A 15,685-nucleotide genomic window follows, 5' to 3' on the forward strand; every position below is an offset into this window, starting at 1 on the left:
TGCCCCTGTATCGTATTCTGGTTCCATTTCCCCCGACCGGGCGAGAGATGCGCGCACCATGGGGGGCGAATGGTGCAGGGGTCCAATCGTTTGTCATGATGTGTTGATAAATGGCGTTTATGATGGATATGTTACGCGCTGTCTGGCAGCCCGTAACCAGCAACGCGCGCCTCACCATGCCGATGCTGGCTCGCGAAAGCCGGTTTGATTTGGTTATGCTTGGTACATCCACGAGTTGCCTGATGCAGCCTGCCGTGCTGGATGGCCCGTTTGGGATACATTTTCTCAACATGACCATGAACAATGCTCAACCCCATGAACAGTATCGACTGTTGCAGGAATTCGTCCGCCATCATCCCGACCCCAGGGTTATGATGGTGGCTATCGATCAATCATGGTGTCGTTGAACAGGAAGCCCTAGCCTGAGTAGATCTATCAGGACACTCCGTGGGGTAGGCTACCTGCATATGGCCAACCTGTATGCACTGTAGGAAGCAGCCAATGAATTCATGCTCCAGCTTGGTTTGCGATATGCCTATTATGGTGAGAATGGCTATACGAATTTCGTGGGGGATGATCGTCTCTATACCCGCGCACGCGCTGACCAGGCATTTGCCGCATGGCCCTCCGAGCACATGCGGCCCCCGCCAGAACGGGTTGAGCCGGCCCCCGCTATGCGGAATACCTGTTCCTTGTTCTCCATGCCGTGCCAGAAACGACATTGCCCATCCTGTGGTTTCTCCCCGTTCAGGCGACCCAGCATAACCCACAGGGGGTATGTATGACAGCATGGTTGCGGCCTGCCACCATTACGTACTGTCTGCTGCGGCAGCTACGGCCAACACGCTGGTACTGGATTTTGACATTCCCGGTCCGATTGTAAATGACCGTGACCTGTTCTGGGCTCCCATCCATTACTGGTTGATGACAGCCGACTGTATCATACATGATATTATTGCTGCGCTGTCGGATAGTATCCATGTATTGCCCGATTACAGGGTCATCTCGCATCGGTTCATGCGGCAGGTGGCATCTGAAGAAGGAAAATAAAGCTTGTTAACCGTATGATACAAACCAGTCGATAGCGCCTGCATGGGGGCACCCTGCCGCCCTCAAGGTCAGGCAGAGGTAATATGTCCCATGCCGCGCGTATCAGATGCGGGAGAATGGCATGCATGGTCGTGGCGCTGCCATGATGTATCTGGTGAACAGGGCTTTCTTCCACTTGCGTGAAATGGACGCCCTGCCGGTGCACGGGATCAAACAGCTAGAATGTTATATTGCTGTGCAGGCCAAAGATCGCTTCGTCACCCACACGGCGCAGACCGGTCCAGTCGGGCGTTCCGCCCGAAGGGTGCCAGACGTACTGGAAGTCAGGCTGCATCACCATCCACGGCGTGACCTGAGCCTGATAGGTCAGTTCCAGGTGGTTTTCATTGCCCTGCACAAGCGTCTGCCTGTCTCGATCAAATTGCCGCAGGCCAGAACTGGCGCGACCGATGCCCCAGCCCAGACCGATCGTATCGTTGTTACGCCCCCTGAACGGCGCCTTCAGGTTCAGTCCTGCGTCAATGGCGAAGCTGATCTGGTTACGATCGCCGCCATTACCGGTGGCGCGCACGAACACACCCACCGAGCGGGCGGATGTTAACGAGGGCCGCCAGATCATCTGGTCAATGATGCCGTAGACCATCCAGTTACCCCGGTCCCAGCGCGGGGTCAGGTCGCTTTCGGTGCTGGCGGGATTGACCGAGGCCGCACCCAGTGAGCCACCATTGCGGTTGTAGCGGTAGTCGGCGAACTTCGCGGTATCATAGAACCCGCCCAGCTTGTACACGCCCGGCAGGCCGGGGTTCTTGGTCACGTTGGACATGTCGGCAGGCTGGGGGTTGAGCGCGTATTGCAGTTCGGTCATCAGCAGCGCCCCGGTGTTCATGTTGAAATTGGTACCGTTGGTGCCATCATAGGTCTGGCTGGTGGGGTCGGAATTGTAACCGCTGAGTGACCCGGTGGCCTGCTGGATGGGGGTGGAATTGTAACGGTTGCCCGGCGGGTTGTCGTCCGCTGCCGCAAACATGAAGGTGAACTTCTCGCTGGGCCGGTAGCGGATACGGATGGCGGGGGATGACAGCGGCCAGGACGGGCCGCCGCCATACAGGTTGACCGATGGCGCCATGGGCCAGCCGAAATTGGCGTTGAGGTAAAGCGAGGCGTAATCGCTGATCAGGAATTCGGTATCGAGATCCTGCTGCCCCACCTTTACATCCAGCTTGCCGCCAAGGAAGGACTGCTGGTACCACAGTTCGAACAGGCGGGTGGAGTGGTCGGCCTCGAACCCACTTATGGGGTTGAAGTTGGCCAGGTGGTCCTGCGAGATCGAGCGCCCGTGTATCTGCAGGGCGCTGACATTGAACAGGCCACCCTTCAGCCCGAACAGCTTTTCGGTATCGACGGTAAGTGTTGGCATGGTCACGCCATCATAGGACGGGCCGGTACCCGAGCCTGCCGCGCCATCATTACCCGAAGCCGAACCGCCAGTGCCGTTGCCCCACAGTTCATCGACTTCCTGGATGTCAAAACTGATGCCATGCCTGTACAGCCATGGCCGCGCGCCCCACATGTTGCCCAGCAGGTTGCCGCTGGTGTCCAGCCTGTCGCCATCATCGGCGGCGGCTTCGTGTGCTTTCTGCGCATCAGCCTGCGCGCGTTCGGAATCCCGCACGGTGGCGGGGTCGATCTGCTGGATCAGCGGTGTGGAATTGCCAAGGCGGGCGCGGTCTTCCTCGATCTGGGTCTGGGCCAGGCCTGTTGCTGGAAATACCAGCCCCATGCCCAGCACACAGTATGCGGCCCGCAGGCAGCGACGATGCAGTGCTGTGTGAGGAGATGGGCAGGGTTGAACGAAAAAACTGGATCCGGTCAACATGCGTTTTGTGAAAATGAGGTCAGGCATCAGATCCGTCCGTGATTAAAGTGTAACTAATAATCACTCTCAATTGCATCTGCTTCGGAAGCCCGTCAATCATTCTTGCCATGCTTATATATCTACCCTGATACAATATAATAGAATGTTTTAAGCATGTCTTTTTGGTTGTATAATAAGAAGTATATACCTAAAAAATCTTGATTTTCCTGGCAGAAAACAGGCTGGAAAGGCTCGCGCAGGGTGTGCATGCCGGATATCGAGCATATGCACACCCTTTTGCCATTCAGCGCAGGAAGACCTTGGGCACACCTTCACTGTTTAGGCATGACATTACCATCACGCCAGTCCACAGGCAGAGCGAGAGGCAGGCTCCGATCCGCCCATGCAAGGAGGGGGTGTTACAACCTCGCAATACGGACAGGTAAACCGAGCGATGGCACCACCAGGCATTGAGCATGGCCAGTGTGATCAGTAGCAGCTTTGGGGTAAGATAGGCCCGGCTGCCAATATGCACCGGATCATAAAAGAACAGTATCACGCCAGTAACCATGGCAATGGCCAGGTTGATATGCAGCGGTTGCACCATAAGCTGGGCGGCGGGGGCAAGCTTGCCAGCCATGCGCCGGCTGAGGATACCGAAATCAAACAGCATATCCATGCCGAAAAACAGAGCCATGCTGATGATATGGACAATGCGGATAAGATAATGCACCGGCTGTAGCCAGAAATGCAGCATACGACTATCCATCGCGGTAAGCAGGGCATAGGGCAGTCGCATGAAGGCAAAGGGGTGGCTGATCATGACAGGCAGTCTCCGTTACGTCGGACAGAGACATACCATCTGTTGACAATGATAACAATTATCATTAACAGGCTTAACGGAACCAGCCGGATGGGAAGCTGTTACCGAGGCCATGGTGTTACTGTAAACAGAAATAAAAATGGATGCCCTGGCCCCGGCGCATAGAAATATGGAAACATTCAATATGAATAAAAAGCATATCGTTCTGGCTTTTCTGACAGCGGCGCTACCCGCTGGCGTAACGGCGGCCCAGGCGCGCGAATACCCGATAGGTGGTCCCGTTCAGGCCCATGATATGGAAATCGCTTCGAGTTACCTGACGGATATCATGGTCATGCCCATGCCTGCCGGTATGATCGACAATACAAAACCTGATACCATCCATCTTGAAACCGATGTTCATGCCACCGCAGACAATGTATGGGGTTACCCCGATGGGGCATGGGTGCCCTACCTTGATATCGGTTATGTACTGACCAAGGATGGCACGCCGTGGAAAGCTGAAGGCAAGATGCATTTCATGACGGCCAAGGATGGCCCGCATTATGCCGATAACGTAAAAATGGACGGAGCCGGCCGTTATACGGTCGTGCTGACCTATTCCTCGCCTGAGCAGAATGGCTTTCTGCATCATGTGGACAAGGAGACGGGTACGCCGGGTTTCTGGCAGCCGTTTAGCGAAAAGTTCAACTTCGCCTATCCGCAGAAGTGATTTCCCGACACGGAGCATGAAGACATGGGTGCCGCCATGTTACGCTTTTCTGGCGCAACGTGGCGGCGCAGACGGCATATCTGCCACATCATGATGGTGGTGGCGGTTGGTCTGCAATCCCAGTCTTTGTAGCAGGGTATTTTATCTGGCCCTGCCATAAGGTCTGGCGGATACAAGCAGGCTGGAACCTATGTCCTACCTGCTTTCTTGATCCTGCCATCATGGTGTTGCCCGGCCATGGATCGTATGTAAGCAGATACTGCAAAACCCGTATGGGTATGAAAAAGAGCACTGGATCGTGAACTGAAAGCGGTTAGTTTTTTCGGCTTCCTGCCTTCCCGACCATTTGACCCTTCAGGCTACGGTCCTGCCGGCCGCCTGCATTCACGATGTTCCCCGGTAACGTCAATTACCACGGAAAATCTGGTGTCTGGTTATCTGGACCACAAGTAAACGCATTCATCCCCTGTTCGATAATGAAGGGCTGACAGCACCGGATTTTGATGGTGTGTCAGTATATTCTTATATTAAAGCAGACTGTTGACGGGTTTCTCCCGCCAGTAACCCGATTCTGGTTGGTATTGTTATAACGTCGTCCCGGAATGGTGCGGTAATGGAGGATAGCATCTGCGCGCAAACTGTATTCTCCTGACATATCATATAAAATATGGCCTGCTATTGTTCCGCATCTGGTCCTGATACGTGATGATGTGGAGCAACGGCATGCCGTGTCAGCATTGCGCGCATTGCTCAATGGGTTATGTGACGTGATCCATTACGGGATTGCGTGGCGTATCGTGCCGGACGACCTCTTTCCGTGGTTGGCGGTTCATCAGCATCTTGTTGCCGGGACGCAGGCGTGCAACCTGCCTGCGCTCCTGCATATGGTTGCGGCTGCCTGCCGGAAGCCACAACAGCTATAATATCGGCCCACACCCGAGGGCTCGCCTCCTGCCGGTTACGATGGGACCAGGCGCAAATGGGGATCGATGCTGAATGGGACCATGGACATGCCGGGCCATCTGTTGACCGTGCGTGTGATGCCAGCCAATCGGCAGATCGCGCCGAGATCGGATGCCTTGCCGCCGCCATTCAGGATGCAGCGGCATAGAAGTGCTGAACTGACTTATTGTCAATGACGGTTATAAAGATAAATAACCTACCAGAGCGGCAGGGGGTCGCACGGTTTTTCACATGAACACCTGCTGTCATGGGTTCGTCAAGAATGACGGGCGTTATAACGCGGCTTTCGCAAGTCTTTATGCTCAGGAATGCCACTATATTTGTTCAAAGTGCATGATGCCCGGAAAGGGCAGGTGGGAATATTCGATATCGCCGCACCTGCCCGATCACAGTGTATTGACACACACGGATTATGCCACGGTTCATGTCCAGTGATGTCTGTCAGGGTCCATATCTGTTACGGGACATGATGTAATATGGCTGGTATGCGTTGGACGTATTGGTTAAAGGGTCTGTCTACTCTTCATGATGGCTGCCCTGGGGGAAGGGATCTCTTTTATATGATGGAACACAGGCAGTACATCTGATCACGGGAAGTATTTGAATTTATCCGGCTACTGCATTTATACGCTCGTTATAATCATGAAAACACAGGGTCATTTTCATAATTGCGCATGAATGCTGCAATGGTGACGGATGCTTTTTGCAACGGACAATGGTATTGTCGAATGATCAGGGAAGGGACGATATGTCTTAAATATATAATACAGAAATTTTGCGTGCCATGTACAGAGATACATGCGGGATTTATTTTTGATGCCCGAACTGGACCTGTATCAGGCACAAAATTATCGATAGATATAATAAGAATTTTTTAATTTTATTAAAAGGTTTGATAATAATATCTATTTTTGTTCAATGGTCGTAAACGAAAATTGCATATAAGGGAAAAATTCGTTATTGGCTGGCATATTAGTTCCTATTCATGCCAGCTAGACATGTCGGGTAGAATGCCTTGCAACCTATGTTAGAAAACATGCGCCGTCTGCCTGTAATTGGTATGGCATAAAAATACGGATAAAATGCTTTATTATGGTTGCATAATAGACCCATGATTATTACTGATAGGGAAGATGAGTCCCTTAATGGCAATCGACAGAGGAAAGAACGTAACCGGCCGTTTGAGGCCGCCTTATGATTGAGGATTGTGACTGGTAACTTACCGTCGTTAACGACGTCGTTAACGACGTCGTTATTGACGTCATTTGAGAGGTAAGAATGACCCAGGAAATCCTGATTGGCGTTGAACGCCGCCGCCGCTGGTCGGATGAACGGAAGCTGGCGATACTGGCTGAAGTTGGTGTGGATGGAGCAAGTGTATCGGATGTGGCACGTCGACATGACCTGACCCGCCAACATCTTTACCAATGGCGGACGTCATTCCGTCAAAGACTATCTTCCCCAGATCAGTCTGTGGCGTTTGTTCCTGTTGCTTCAGTGACGACACCTGCTGTGGCATCTGGCGGTGATCCTGACGAACTGGCCATAGTGCTGCGCAATGGCCGTAGTATCAGGGTGACGGGACATCCTGCCGAAGATCTTCTGGCCCGGGTCATCCGGATTGCGGAGACGGCATGATTGGCGTGGGCAACGGCGTGCGTGTCTATCTGGCCTGCGGGGTGACCGATATGCGCAAGGGCATATCGGGTCTGGCAGCACTGGCACAGGACGTGCTGCGTCAGAACCCGACATCAGGGGCGCTCTTTGCCTTTCGTGGTCGCCGTGGGGACAGGATCAAGCTTCTGATGTGGGACGGTCAGGGGTTCTGTCTTTATTACAAGGTGCTTGAGAAGGGACGTTTTCCATGGCCGTCTCCGGCAGAGGGCGTTGCACGCCTGACGACAGCACAGATGGCCATGCTGTGGGAAGGCATGGAGTGGAGACGCCCTTCCTGGTCTGCACCACCGTCTCGCGTGGCCTGATTTTTATGGCGTGAGAGTGCAGAACATTTTGAATTTTCTTAGGTTTTCTGCTATTTTTTCATAATGACGTCTGCACCTGCGGTCCTGCCTGATGATCCGGATACCCTGAGGGAAATGATTGTTTCCCTGCAGACCGAAGTGGCTCGGCTTTCTGCGTCAGCCCGTGCGTATGAAGCTCTTGTCCAGTCTCTCAAAATCCGGATCGCACGTCTTCAGAAACAGAAATTCGGGGCCAGTTCAGAAAAGATAGACCGTGAGATTGAACAACTCGAACTGCTCCTTGAAGATGTAAAAATCGCCATCGCGGCAGCCGATCCTTCTCCTGATATCAGGGAGCATGATGTCAGCGATGATGCACTCTCTCCCCCACGGCAGCGTGGCAAACCAAAGGTTTCTGACACGACACCACGGGAGCGTATTGTTCTCGACCCAGGTGAGGCCTGTCCTGCCTGTGGCGGTCCCCTGCGTCTTGTAGGCGAAGATGTCACCGAAATACTGGACTTTATTGCGGCAAAACTGAAAGTTGTCGAAACGGCACGGCTGAAGAAATCCTGCCGTCACTGCGAAACACTGGTGCAGCCTGAAGCACCGTCGCGCCCTGTCCCACGGGGGATGGCTGGCACCGGGCTTTTAGCCCATATCCTGGTCTCGAAATTCGATGACCACATTCCGCTTTATCGTCAGAATGAGATCTTTGCCCGTCAGGGTGTGGACATTCCCCGTTCAACCCTGATCGACTGGTGTGGTCAGGCCGTTGCCGTTCTGCGTCCTCTGACAGATCTGATCCGTCAGGATGTCGTAAAGGCAGACCTGCTACATGCTGATGATACACCCATCCAGGTTCTTGACCCCCGTCTGCGTCAGGCTGGCAAACCCCGGGGCGTGAAGGAAGGGCGGATCTGGAGCTATCTGCGCGATCCCCGCCCATGGGGAGGGAGTGATCCGCCCGCCGTGGCCTACTGGTTCTCTCCCGATCGCAAGGGGATCAATCCCCAGACCCATCTGGCACAGTTCCGGGGCATTCTGCAGGCTGACGCCTACGCCGGGTTCAGGGATCTGTATAAACCAGACGCAACAGGAACCGTGCACGTGCGCGAAGCGGCCTGCTGGGCTCATCTCCGCCGGGCCTTCCATGATGTCTGGAAGGGCAGTGATTCGACAATCGCAAGGGAAGCACTTGAACAGATCGGAGAGCTCTACGATATCGAGCGCCAGATCACCGGACACCCGGCCCCGTATCGTCTGGCTGTCCGACAGGAACAAAGCCGCCCCCGTGTCACAGCATTCCACGCATGGTGCGAAACACAGCTTGCCCGTATCCCTGGAAAGGGGGAACTGGCAAAAGCGATCCGTTATGCGCTCAACCGGTGGAAGGCCTTTACCCTGTTCCTCGAAGATGGTCGTGTCGCCATCGACAACAATCCTGCCGAACGCGCCATACGGCCCGTATGCGTGGGGCGAAAAAATTATCTCTTTGCCGGATCCGACACCGGGGGCGACAACATCGCTGATGCCATGACGCTTATCGAAAGCGCAAAACTCTCCCGGCTTAATCCGCACGATTACCTCGCCGACGTCCTGGCCCGTATCAACGAGCACAAGATCAACCGGCTCCACGAACTGTTGCCATGGAACTGGAAACCCGTGAATACACTGCACAGACAGGCCGCATAATCAAGGCGGCCCAGAGCGGCCGGTTACGAAAGAACCGAAATTGGATAATAAAGACATTCCGCATTCCGAACTGGTATCAATGACGACAGAGATCGTTGCAGCGCATACCAACCATAATACCGTTGCAATAGACCAGATCCCGCTACTCGTTGAGACAGTCTATGCTTCACTTAAGGGGCTTGGTGCTGAAAAGACGGTTGACCCCGCACCGCTGCAGCCCGCCGTGCCGATCAAGAAGTCCGTATTCCCCGATTACGTGGTCTGTCTTGAAGACGGCAAGAAACTGAAGATGCTCAAGCGCCATCTGCAGACCGCTTATGGCATGACACCCGAACAGTATCGTGAAAAGTGGGGCCTGCCCGCCAATTATCCCATGACCGCACCGAACTATGCGGCCCATCGTTCCTCGCTGGCACAAAAGATTGGCCTGGGCCGCAAGGTTGTTGCGGCGCCTGAGCCTGAAGCGGTGGTGGAAGAACCCGCAAAGCCCGCGCGCAAGACCCGCGCACGCCGCAAGAAGGACACGGTCGAACTGGATGTGTAAAAGCATTCTGCACGGCTGATAAGAAAACACCCAACCCCGGCAGTGGGTTGGGTGTTTTCTTATGTAGGAACCTGTTCGGTTATGCGGCAGTATCATTATGGTTTGCCAGCAGGCAGAGGGCGCGGCCCCATGGTCTGCTGGTGTATTCCCGCATGTGGCCGGTCCCGGTCATAGCTGTATTTTGTGTAATGTCAGGGCATGGTTCTGGTGTTATCGGTCCGGTCAGGCTCAGGGAGGGCATGATCGGGGTCCAGCGTAGCCCTGAGTACAGTCGGGCCGCCGGGAAAGGTTACGGTAATATGGTCTGTCAGGTGCCAGCTTTCCGTTGGAATCACCTGGTCCACATGGGTGCCATCCGTATAGTCCAGCCGCAATACAACCGGTAGCATAAGCTGCCCCTTGCTCCGCACACCGACCTGCATGCCCTGATGGGGGTCGTTATTGATGGGGGAGACGTCGGTCAGTGCATAATCGGGCCACCAGTTCTCGAAATACCAGCCACGCCAGAACCAGCCAAGGTCCTCGCCAGCTTCGCTGTTCATGAAGCGGAAAAAATCCGACGGTGCCGGGTGACGATAAGCCCATACTTTTATATAGCGTCGGAACGCGGCATCGAAGCGGTCGGGCCCAAGTATCTGTTCACGCAGCAGCATGAGGCCGTAGGCGCTTTTGAAATAAGAAACGGAATGTCGGTATTTCTCAGACACGAGTTCTGATGTCAGCATGAGCGGGGGCGCCTGCGGGTCGGTCAGAAGTGGTATGATGTCATCGGCGGGCCGACCGGTCTGTGGTGCGAATTCCGGGTCTTTCTTGGGGGCGTATTCACCATTATTGAAGTGTTGTGAGGCATAAGCGTCAATAAAGGTATTGAATCCCTCATCCATGAAGGCATGACGCCGCTCGTTGCTGCCCACGATCATGGGGAACCAGTCGTGGCCCAGTTCATGTGTTGTAATCCAGAACAGCATGGCATCACGGTCCTGCCAGCCATCAAAGACAATGCCGGGATATTCCATACCCGCACCATGGCCACCCACATTGACCGCGTTGGGCCAGGGGTAGGCATACCATTGGCTGGAGAAATACTCGATTGCATGCTTCACGTATTGCGTTGATCGGTCCCATGCCTGCGCGCCCTGTCCCTCACGCGGGTAGACGGACATGGCCAGGCGGGGGACTGGCGCCATGCCGGGAGCAGGTTTGATCGGGGGCAGGTTCATGCCTGCCGCATCCCATATGAAGGCAGGCGAGGCGGCAAAGGAGATATCGCGCGTGTTTTCCATGCGAAAGTGCCATGTCTTTTCCCCACTTCGGGCGGCATGGCTTGCGGGGTCGGTCACATCCTGCGCGGTACGGATTTTGACCGTCGTATCGCTTCGTGCGGCCAGTGCCAGCCGCGCGCGCTCGGTCGGGGTCAAGACTTCAGCAGGATTGAGCAACGCGCCCGACCCTACAACCGTAAAGTTCCACGGAACGGTGACTGTATAGTCAAAATCCCCGTAATCCAGATAGAATTCCTGCCCCAGATAGGGCAACGTATCCCATCCCCTGCGCGCATCATAAACGCTCATGCGCGGATACCATTGCGCGACTTCAAATATATCTCCGTCCCTGACGCTGCTTACGGCCGTGCGACCGCCCCAGGTGCCGGGAATCGTATGGTGCCAGCGGATGCGGATCTGCACTTTATGCCCATGGGGCAGGGGGCTGCCGGGCAGCGCAAGCTGCATTCGGGTATCATTGATATGCGGCTCAAGCGGTGTTTCATGGCCGTCATGGATAAGGGTGACCAGTTCAATCACCGCGCCATCGGTGGTATGGGCATGGCGTTCGGGGTTGGCAAAGCTGGCGCGCGAGCGGGCGCGGTAGATGTTCTGGTCAAGCTGTAACCAGAGTTCATCCAGGCTGTCGGGGCTATTGTTGGTGTAGGTCAGTACCTCTTCCCCTGTCAGCACATGGGTGACGGGGTTGATGCGGGCATGGATCGCATAATCCGCGCGGTTCTGCCAGTAATCGGGCCCAGGCAGACCGGAGCCGGAAACATAGCGGTTGGGCGCGTCCGGCAGTTGCAACGTATCGAATACCCGGCGCATGATTGCTGAACCGGCCTGCATGTTTTGCGCTGGTGCCGCATGGGCCGTATTGCAGCCTGCCAGACACACGATGGCGGCCAATCTTCGGTACATCATTCAGGGCCTTCTTATTTGTTGCAGGTACGATACGGTAGTGTAGCGGGTTGTCCGTAAAGCACAAATGCCTGTCGCAGGGCCTGATGCCGTTTTTTACATTACCTTCACGCCCACGGTTACAAGGATCACGGCCAGTATGACGCGCTGTACCCGGTCAGGTACGATACCCACGCACAGGCTACCCAGAATAATGCCGGGAATGGACCCGCACAGTAACGAGGCGAGCAGGTTCATGTCGATATCGCCAATCCACCAATGTCCCATGCCCGCAATGGCGGTAAGGGGCACGGCGTGGGCAATATCGGAGCCGACCAGGCGACGGAGTTCGATGGCGGGATAAAGAAAAATCAGGGCTGCCATGCCGATCGCCCCTGCCCCAACGGATGACAGGGTGACCATAACCCCCAGCATCCCACCCAGCAGCGTGGTCAGATAACCCGTCATGGCAGGCGAGAGTTGACCCGCCCGGCGCCCTGACAGGGCTTGCAGCCGCTGGCGGAACAGCACGCTTGGCGCCGTAATGAGCAGCGCAATGCCCAGAGCTACCGAAATGACATGCGTAACCTGTGCGGATGGACTACCCGCCCAGTGCAGGATCGCAATCGTGAGCAGGGTAGCGGGTATGCTACCCAGGGCCAGCCGCCCGACCACACGCCATTCCACGCTCTGGCGGCGGCCATGGACCAGTGTACCGACCGTCTTGGTCAGTGCCGCATAAAGCAGGTCGGTCCCGACAGCGGCCTGTGGGTGGACCTTGAACAGCAGGATCAGCAGCGGTGTCATGAGCGACCCGCCCCCCACACCGGTCATGCCCACAAGGAAACCGACGCCAAGACCGGAGAGGACATAAAGCAGATTGATCGATTCAGGCAGGGACATTGTGGCGGGCTTCATGGTTTGAGAATTACATGGGCGGCTGCCTGACCGGCATGGTGAGGTGGATGACCAGTCAGGATTGAGGTCTCTTAAAACACATTTAAAAAAGTAATTTATACCATTTTTTTTGGATATTATGTGAAATCAATATGGGAAATATGAGACTTTGTGAATGGGATTTCTGTATTTTTTAACAAAAAAATGTGTAAAAATAAAATCCACAACAACGATTGGTGTGGAAATAAGTGGGGCGTTATGCGTTTTTCAGATAACGCTCCCATAAAGTGCATGCGGCAGGACTGTCGTTGCTGGTCCGTATCGTAAGGGTGTCTTTTTGGGGACAGGGCCAGTCCAGCATATTTTTTTGACCGAGTTGCGAGAGTATCGTAACATCATGGCCCGAATTCTTTTTGACCCGGCCTCGCGGACCCGCCAGGCTGCGGAGTGTGGTACGGGTGTCTTTACTGTCTAGCCGCGTCATATCCCGCCGTGCTGGTCTGCTGGCCATGGTCATTGCAATGATGCTGCCTCGTGCACTGCCAGGGCATGCACATGCAATAGATGGGGTTGTCCTGTCCCGCCCGCAAGCGCGTGCGCGTGCGATGGCGCTGAGCGCACTGGGGCGGGACCTGTTTCACGACCGGCACCTTTCGGCATCAGGACAGATGGCCTGTTCATCATGCCATGCGGATGGACAGGCCTATGCCCAGGCCAACGCTCTGTCCGTGCAGCCGGGTGGGCACCGGGCCGTGCCATCACTGAAATATCTGCAGGATGTTCCCCAGTTCACCGAGCATTTTTTTGATTCCGATGATGAGGCCGATGAAAGTATCGATAATGGCCCTACCGGCGGCCTGACATGGGACGGGCGGGTCGATACGGCGCAGGCTCAGGCGCGGGTTCCCCTGCTGGCCCCGTATGAGATGGCCAATGCCAGTCCGGCCGACGTTGTCAGCCATGCGCTGGCGGCTGGGTATGGCCAGCGCATTGATGCCCTGCTGTTTTCTGCCCCCAATATGGAGACACGCTTTACCCTGATTGCCGAAGCCCTTGCGACCTACCAACAGGAAGAGCGGCTTTTTTATCCCTATACCAGCAAATACGATGCGGTGCTGGCAGGCCGGGCTAAACTGACCGCGCGTGAATCACTGGGCCTGCGCCTGTTTGAACAGCCGGACAAAGGCAACTGCGCGTCTTGCCATGTTAGCGCACCGGGGGATGATGGCACGCCCCCGCAATTTACGGATTATGGCCTGATCGCTCTTGGCGTGCCCCGCAATATGCAGATTACGCTCAACCATGACCCGAATTACTTTGACATGGGCCTGTGCGGCCCCGATCGCACGGACCTGACCAACCACCCGGAATATTGCGGGTTGTTCCGCACCCCATCTCTACGCAATGTGGCGACGCGGCGTGTATTTTTTCATAACGGGATGATGCATTCCCTGCGTCAGGCGGTCGCGTTCTATGTGCTGCGTGATATCCGGCCACAGATGTGGTACCCAAAAGCACCGGACGGAACGGTTCGCAAGTATGATGACCTGCCGGCGCGCTACCATGCCAACATCAATATGGACCCGCCATTCGGTCCTCAGCCGGGTAACCGGCCAGTCCTGTCCGATGATGAGATCGATGCTATCGTCGCTTTCCTGAAAACCCTGACGGATGGTTATGCCACGCCTGGAACCTATAGGTCGCATGGCAGCGCTCCATAGTGACGGGGCAGGGGGCAGAAATATAAGGCGTCAGGTCGCCATGACAGGGGAGGGGTGGGCTGGTGGCCAGTTGCCTCCTGTGGGTCATTCATGCGGAAGGGCCAGTTGTGGCAGGTGCGCGCCTTTCGTCTGCGTGATCGGGGGTTACACCGTGACCGCCTGGTATGGAGGGGGTCCAGTCCCATCGCGGTCGCACTGCTGCATGCCTTCGGCGTTATTGTGATGCACCCGGATCTGGCCTACATCAGGTGGCGTGGAATGTGTAAAAAGATCATGGCAGGGAAAAAGGCAGGGCAATGTTACAGATAATCCGGCAGATCAACGAAGGTCGGACACTGCTGATGAACGCAGGCGTTTTTCTGTGTGTTGTCGCCATGCTCGGGCTGGCCAACCTGTTCTGCCGTTTTGTGCTGCATGCCGATCTGTCCTATCTCATGCCGTGGCTGCTGGGCGGGGCGGTGCTTTATGTGTTTGGGCCACCGCTGGTGCTGTGGCTGTTTACGGGCCGATCATCGGACAGATAGGGGGCGCGCACCCTGTCATGAATGCTGCGCCCATTCATTAAGCAGATCGACCATAGCCTGCCCTGATAGGGTGCGGGCATTGCCCAGGGCAATGGCCCCGTCGCGGTTCACAAGTTGCCCGTCGGGTGTCAGGACCAGCAGGGCGGGAATGGCGCTGATCGTCACGCCATAGTGCTGCGCAAGATCGGCATTGGTGTTGAAGCGTTCCCCTTCCACTGTTGGGCCCGCAGCACGATCGACATTGATCGTAACCACAATAAAGGTCTGGCTGACCCAGGCAGCAATGGCAGGTTGTGCCAGCACGCCTGCGAGTATGCGGCAGTCAGGGCACCAGTTGGCCCCGAAATCGAGTAACACTTTCCGCCCCGTCTGCCGCGCCTGCTGGAACGCGGCATCAATCGACTGCTGCGCGTCCTGTGCCGGGCCGTAGGGATGGCTGACCGGCACGATCGGTCCCGGACCAAAAGCCGGCGCGGGCTGTGCCGCGTAGGCAGCGGGAGCCATGAGCGCGCAGGCGGCTGCTGCCAGAACCGTTTTGTGGAAAAGGGAAGAATACGTCATGGGCATGGCTCCGGCTAATGGTCGCTGCCAGATTATGCAGGTCCGATAAAAACATCAATTAAAATAGTTATATTTAAAAATAACTAAAAATAATGTCATTGCCATGTGCCTGTCGTCCCGCCCCGTTCCATCTGCGGGAAATACGATGAGGCAGGTTCCGATAAATATGGACCAGCAGATGGACACGACGCAGGTGCGCGATTATTGAGGCGCA

At 55.5% G+C, this 15,685-nt stretch carries 15 protein-coding genes; 10 read left to right on the forward strand and 5 right to left on the reverse strand.

Features of this window, described 5'->3' with window-relative positions; all coding sequences use genetic code 11:
- Nucleotides 1–110: 110 nt before the first annotated feature.
- Both GLX_RS01645 and GLX_RS01650 read left to right on the forward strand, forming a co-directional pair.
- A complete protein-coding gene (locus GLX_RS01645; protein ID WP_041247062.1) occupies nucleotides 111–407 on the forward strand; it encodes a hypothetical protein in 297 nt (98 codons plus the stop codon).
- A 370-nt stretch (nucleotides 408–777) separates the two neighbouring features.
- A complete protein-coding gene (locus tag GLX_RS01650) occupies nucleotides 778–1,050 on the forward strand; it encodes a hypothetical protein (protein WP_014104316.1) in 273 nt (90 codons plus the stop codon).
- 217 nt (nucleotides 1,051–1,267) lie between these two features.
- Here GLX_RS01650 and GLX_RS01655 read toward each other — a convergent pair whose 3' ends face one another.
- On the reverse strand, nucleotides 1,268–2,830 hold the full coding sequence (locus GLX_RS01655) for a carbohydrate porin (protein ID WP_231850375.1): 1,563 nt from the start codon (nucleotides 2,828–2,830) through the stop codon (nucleotides 1,268–1,270).
- Between the two features lie 379 nt (nucleotides 2,831–3,209).
- Complete coding sequence (locus GLX_RS01660) at nucleotides 3,210–3,728, reverse strand: hypothetical protein (RefSeq protein ID WP_014104318.1); 519 nt, start codon at nucleotides 3,726–3,728, stop codon at nucleotides 3,210–3,212.
- 169 nt (nucleotides 3,729–3,897) lie between these two features.
- Here GLX_RS01660 and GLX_RS01665 point away from each other — a divergent pair, with 169 nt between their 5' ends.
- The 6 genes from GLX_RS01665 (at nucleotide 3,898) to GLX_RS01685 (ending at nucleotide 9,603) form a co-directional block, all read left to right on the forward strand.
- Nucleotides 3,898–4,440: an iron transporter gene (locus GLX_RS01665; protein ID WP_041247539.1), complete on the forward strand. Its 543-nt coding sequence runs from the start codon at nucleotides 3,898–3,900 to the stop codon at nucleotides 4,438–4,440.
- A 979-nt stretch (nucleotides 4,441–5,419) separates the two neighbouring features.
- Entirely contained in the window at nucleotides 5,420–5,551 is a 132-nt protein-coding gene (locus GLX_RS19155) for a hypothetical protein (protein ID WP_269448784.1), read from the forward strand.
- Between the two features lie 1,130 nt (nucleotides 5,552–6,681).
- Complete coding sequence (gene tnpA, locus GLX_RS01670; protein ID WP_007400224.1) at nucleotides 6,682–7,041, forward strand: IS66-like element accessory protein TnpA; 360 nt, start codon at nucleotides 6,682–6,684, stop codon at nucleotides 7,039–7,041.
- On the forward strand, nucleotides 7,038–7,385 hold the full coding sequence (tnpB, locus tag GLX_RS01675; RefSeq protein ID WP_010510701.1) for an IS66 family insertion sequence element accessory protein TnpB: 348 nt from the start codon (nucleotides 7,038–7,040) through the stop codon (nucleotides 7,383–7,385). Before tnpA ends, tnpB begins: the two co-directional genes overlap by 4 nt.
- A 63-nt stretch (nucleotides 7,386–7,448) precedes the next feature.
- Nucleotides 7,449–9,059 carry an IS66 family transposase gene (gene tnpC / locus GLX_RS01680; RefSeq protein WP_007397838.1) on the forward strand — a complete coding sequence of 537 codons (1,611 nt, stop codon included), beginning with the start codon at nucleotides 7,449–7,451 and terminating at the stop codon, nucleotides 9,057–9,059.
- A gap of 40 nt (nucleotides 9,060–9,099) precedes the next feature.
- Entirely contained in the window at nucleotides 9,100–9,603 is a 504-nt protein-coding gene (locus GLX_RS01685; RefSeq protein WP_014104320.1) for a Ros/MucR family transcriptional regulator, read from the forward strand.
- A 191-nt stretch (nucleotides 9,604–9,794) separates the two neighbouring features.
- On the opposite strand, the gene GLX_RS01690 is transcribed toward GLX_RS01685, so the two are convergent.
- Nucleotides 9,795–11,792: a M1 family metallopeptidase gene (locus GLX_RS01690; protein WP_014104321.1), complete on the reverse strand. Its 1,998-nt coding sequence runs from the start codon at nucleotides 11,790–11,792 to the stop codon at nucleotides 9,795–9,797.
- A 93-nt stretch (nucleotides 11,793–11,885) separates the two neighbouring features.
- A complete protein-coding gene (locus GLX_RS01695) occupies nucleotides 11,886–12,671 on the reverse strand; it encodes a sulfite exporter TauE/SafE family protein (protein WP_041247064.1) in 786 nt (261 codons plus the stop codon).
- A gap of 452 nt (nucleotides 12,672–13,123) precedes the next feature.
- Between GLX_RS01695 and GLX_RS01700 the strand changes: the two genes are divergently transcribed.
- Together GLX_RS01700 and GLX_RS01705 are read left to right on the forward strand one after the other, a co-directional pair.
- Entirely contained in the window at nucleotides 13,124–14,386 is a 1,263-nt protein-coding gene (locus tag GLX_RS01700) for a cytochrome-c peroxidase (RefSeq protein WP_231850376.1), read from the forward strand.
- A 296-nt stretch (nucleotides 14,387–14,682) separates the two neighbouring features.
- Nucleotides 14,683–14,910 (forward strand): hypothetical protein, encoded by a 228-nt coding sequence (locus tag GLX_RS01705; RefSeq protein ID WP_014104324.1) that lies wholly within the window; start codon nucleotides 14,683–14,685, stop codon nucleotides 14,908–14,910.
- 15 nt (nucleotides 14,911–14,925) lie between these two features.
- Here GLX_RS01705 and GLX_RS01710 read toward each other — a convergent pair whose 3' ends face one another.
- Nucleotides 14,926–15,471, reverse strand: a complete 546-nt coding sequence (locus GLX_RS01710) for a thioredoxin family protein (protein ID WP_228391518.1) — start codon at nucleotides 15,469–15,471, stop codon at nucleotides 14,926–14,928.
- Nucleotides 15,472–15,685 lie beyond the last annotated feature (214 nt).

This window comes from Komagataeibacter medellinensis NBRC 3288, from assembly GCF_000182745.2.
Taxonomy (GTDB): domain Bacteria; phylum Pseudomonadota; class Alphaproteobacteria; order Acetobacterales; family Acetobacteraceae; genus Komagataeibacter; species Komagataeibacter medellinensis.

Bases quoted from the DNA above. Each gene is read 5' to 3' on its own strand.
- GLX_RS01645 (WP_041247062.1), top strand. From the start codon at position 111: ATGGCGTTTATGATGGATATGTTACGCGCTGTCTGGCAGCCCGTAACC.
- GLX_RS01710 (WP_228391518.1), bottom strand. From the start codon at position 15,471: ATGACGTATTCTTCCCTTTTCCACAAAACGGTTCTGGCAGCAGCCGCC.
- GLX_RS19155 (WP_269448784.1), top strand. From the start codon at position 5,420: ATGGGGATCGATGCTGAATGGGACCATGGACATGCCGGGCCATCTGTT.
- tnpC (WP_007397838.1), top strand. From the start codon at position 7,449: ATGACGTCTGCACCTGCGGTCCTGCCTGATGATCCGGATACCCTGAGG.
- tnpB (WP_010510701.1), top strand. From the start codon at position 7,038: ATGATTGGCGTGGGCAACGGCGTGCGTGTCTATCTGGCCTGCGGGGTG.
- GLX_RS01650 (WP_014104316.1), top strand. From the start codon at position 778: ATGTATGACAGCATGGTTGCGGCCTGCCACCATTACGTACTGTCTGCT.
- GLX_RS01705 (WP_014104324.1), top strand. From the start codon at position 14,683: ATGTTACAGATAATCCGGCAGATCAACGAAGGTCGGACACTGCTGATG.
- GLX_RS01665 (WP_041247539.1), top strand. From the start codon at position 3,898: ATGGAAACATTCAATATGAATAAAAAGCATATCGTTCTGGCTTTTCTG.
- tnpA (WP_007400224.1), top strand. From the start codon at position 6,682: ATGACCCAGGAAATCCTGATTGGCGTTGAACGCCGCCGCCGCTGGTCG.
- GLX_RS01695 (WP_041247064.1), bottom strand. From the start codon at position 12,671: ATGTCCCTGCCTGAATCGATCAATCTGCTTTATGTCCTCTCCGGTCTT.
- GLX_RS01660 (WP_014104318.1), bottom strand. From the start codon at position 3,728: ATGATCAGCCACCCCTTTGCCTTCATGCGACTGCCCTATGCCCTGCTT.
- GLX_RS01690 (WP_014104321.1), bottom strand. From the start codon at position 11,792: ATGATGTACCGAAGATTGGCCGCCATCGTGTGTCTGGCAGGCTGCAAT.
- GLX_RS01655 (WP_231850375.1), bottom strand. From the start codon at position 2,830: ATGGGGCTGGTATTTCCAGCAACAGGCCTGGCCCAGACCCAGATCGAG.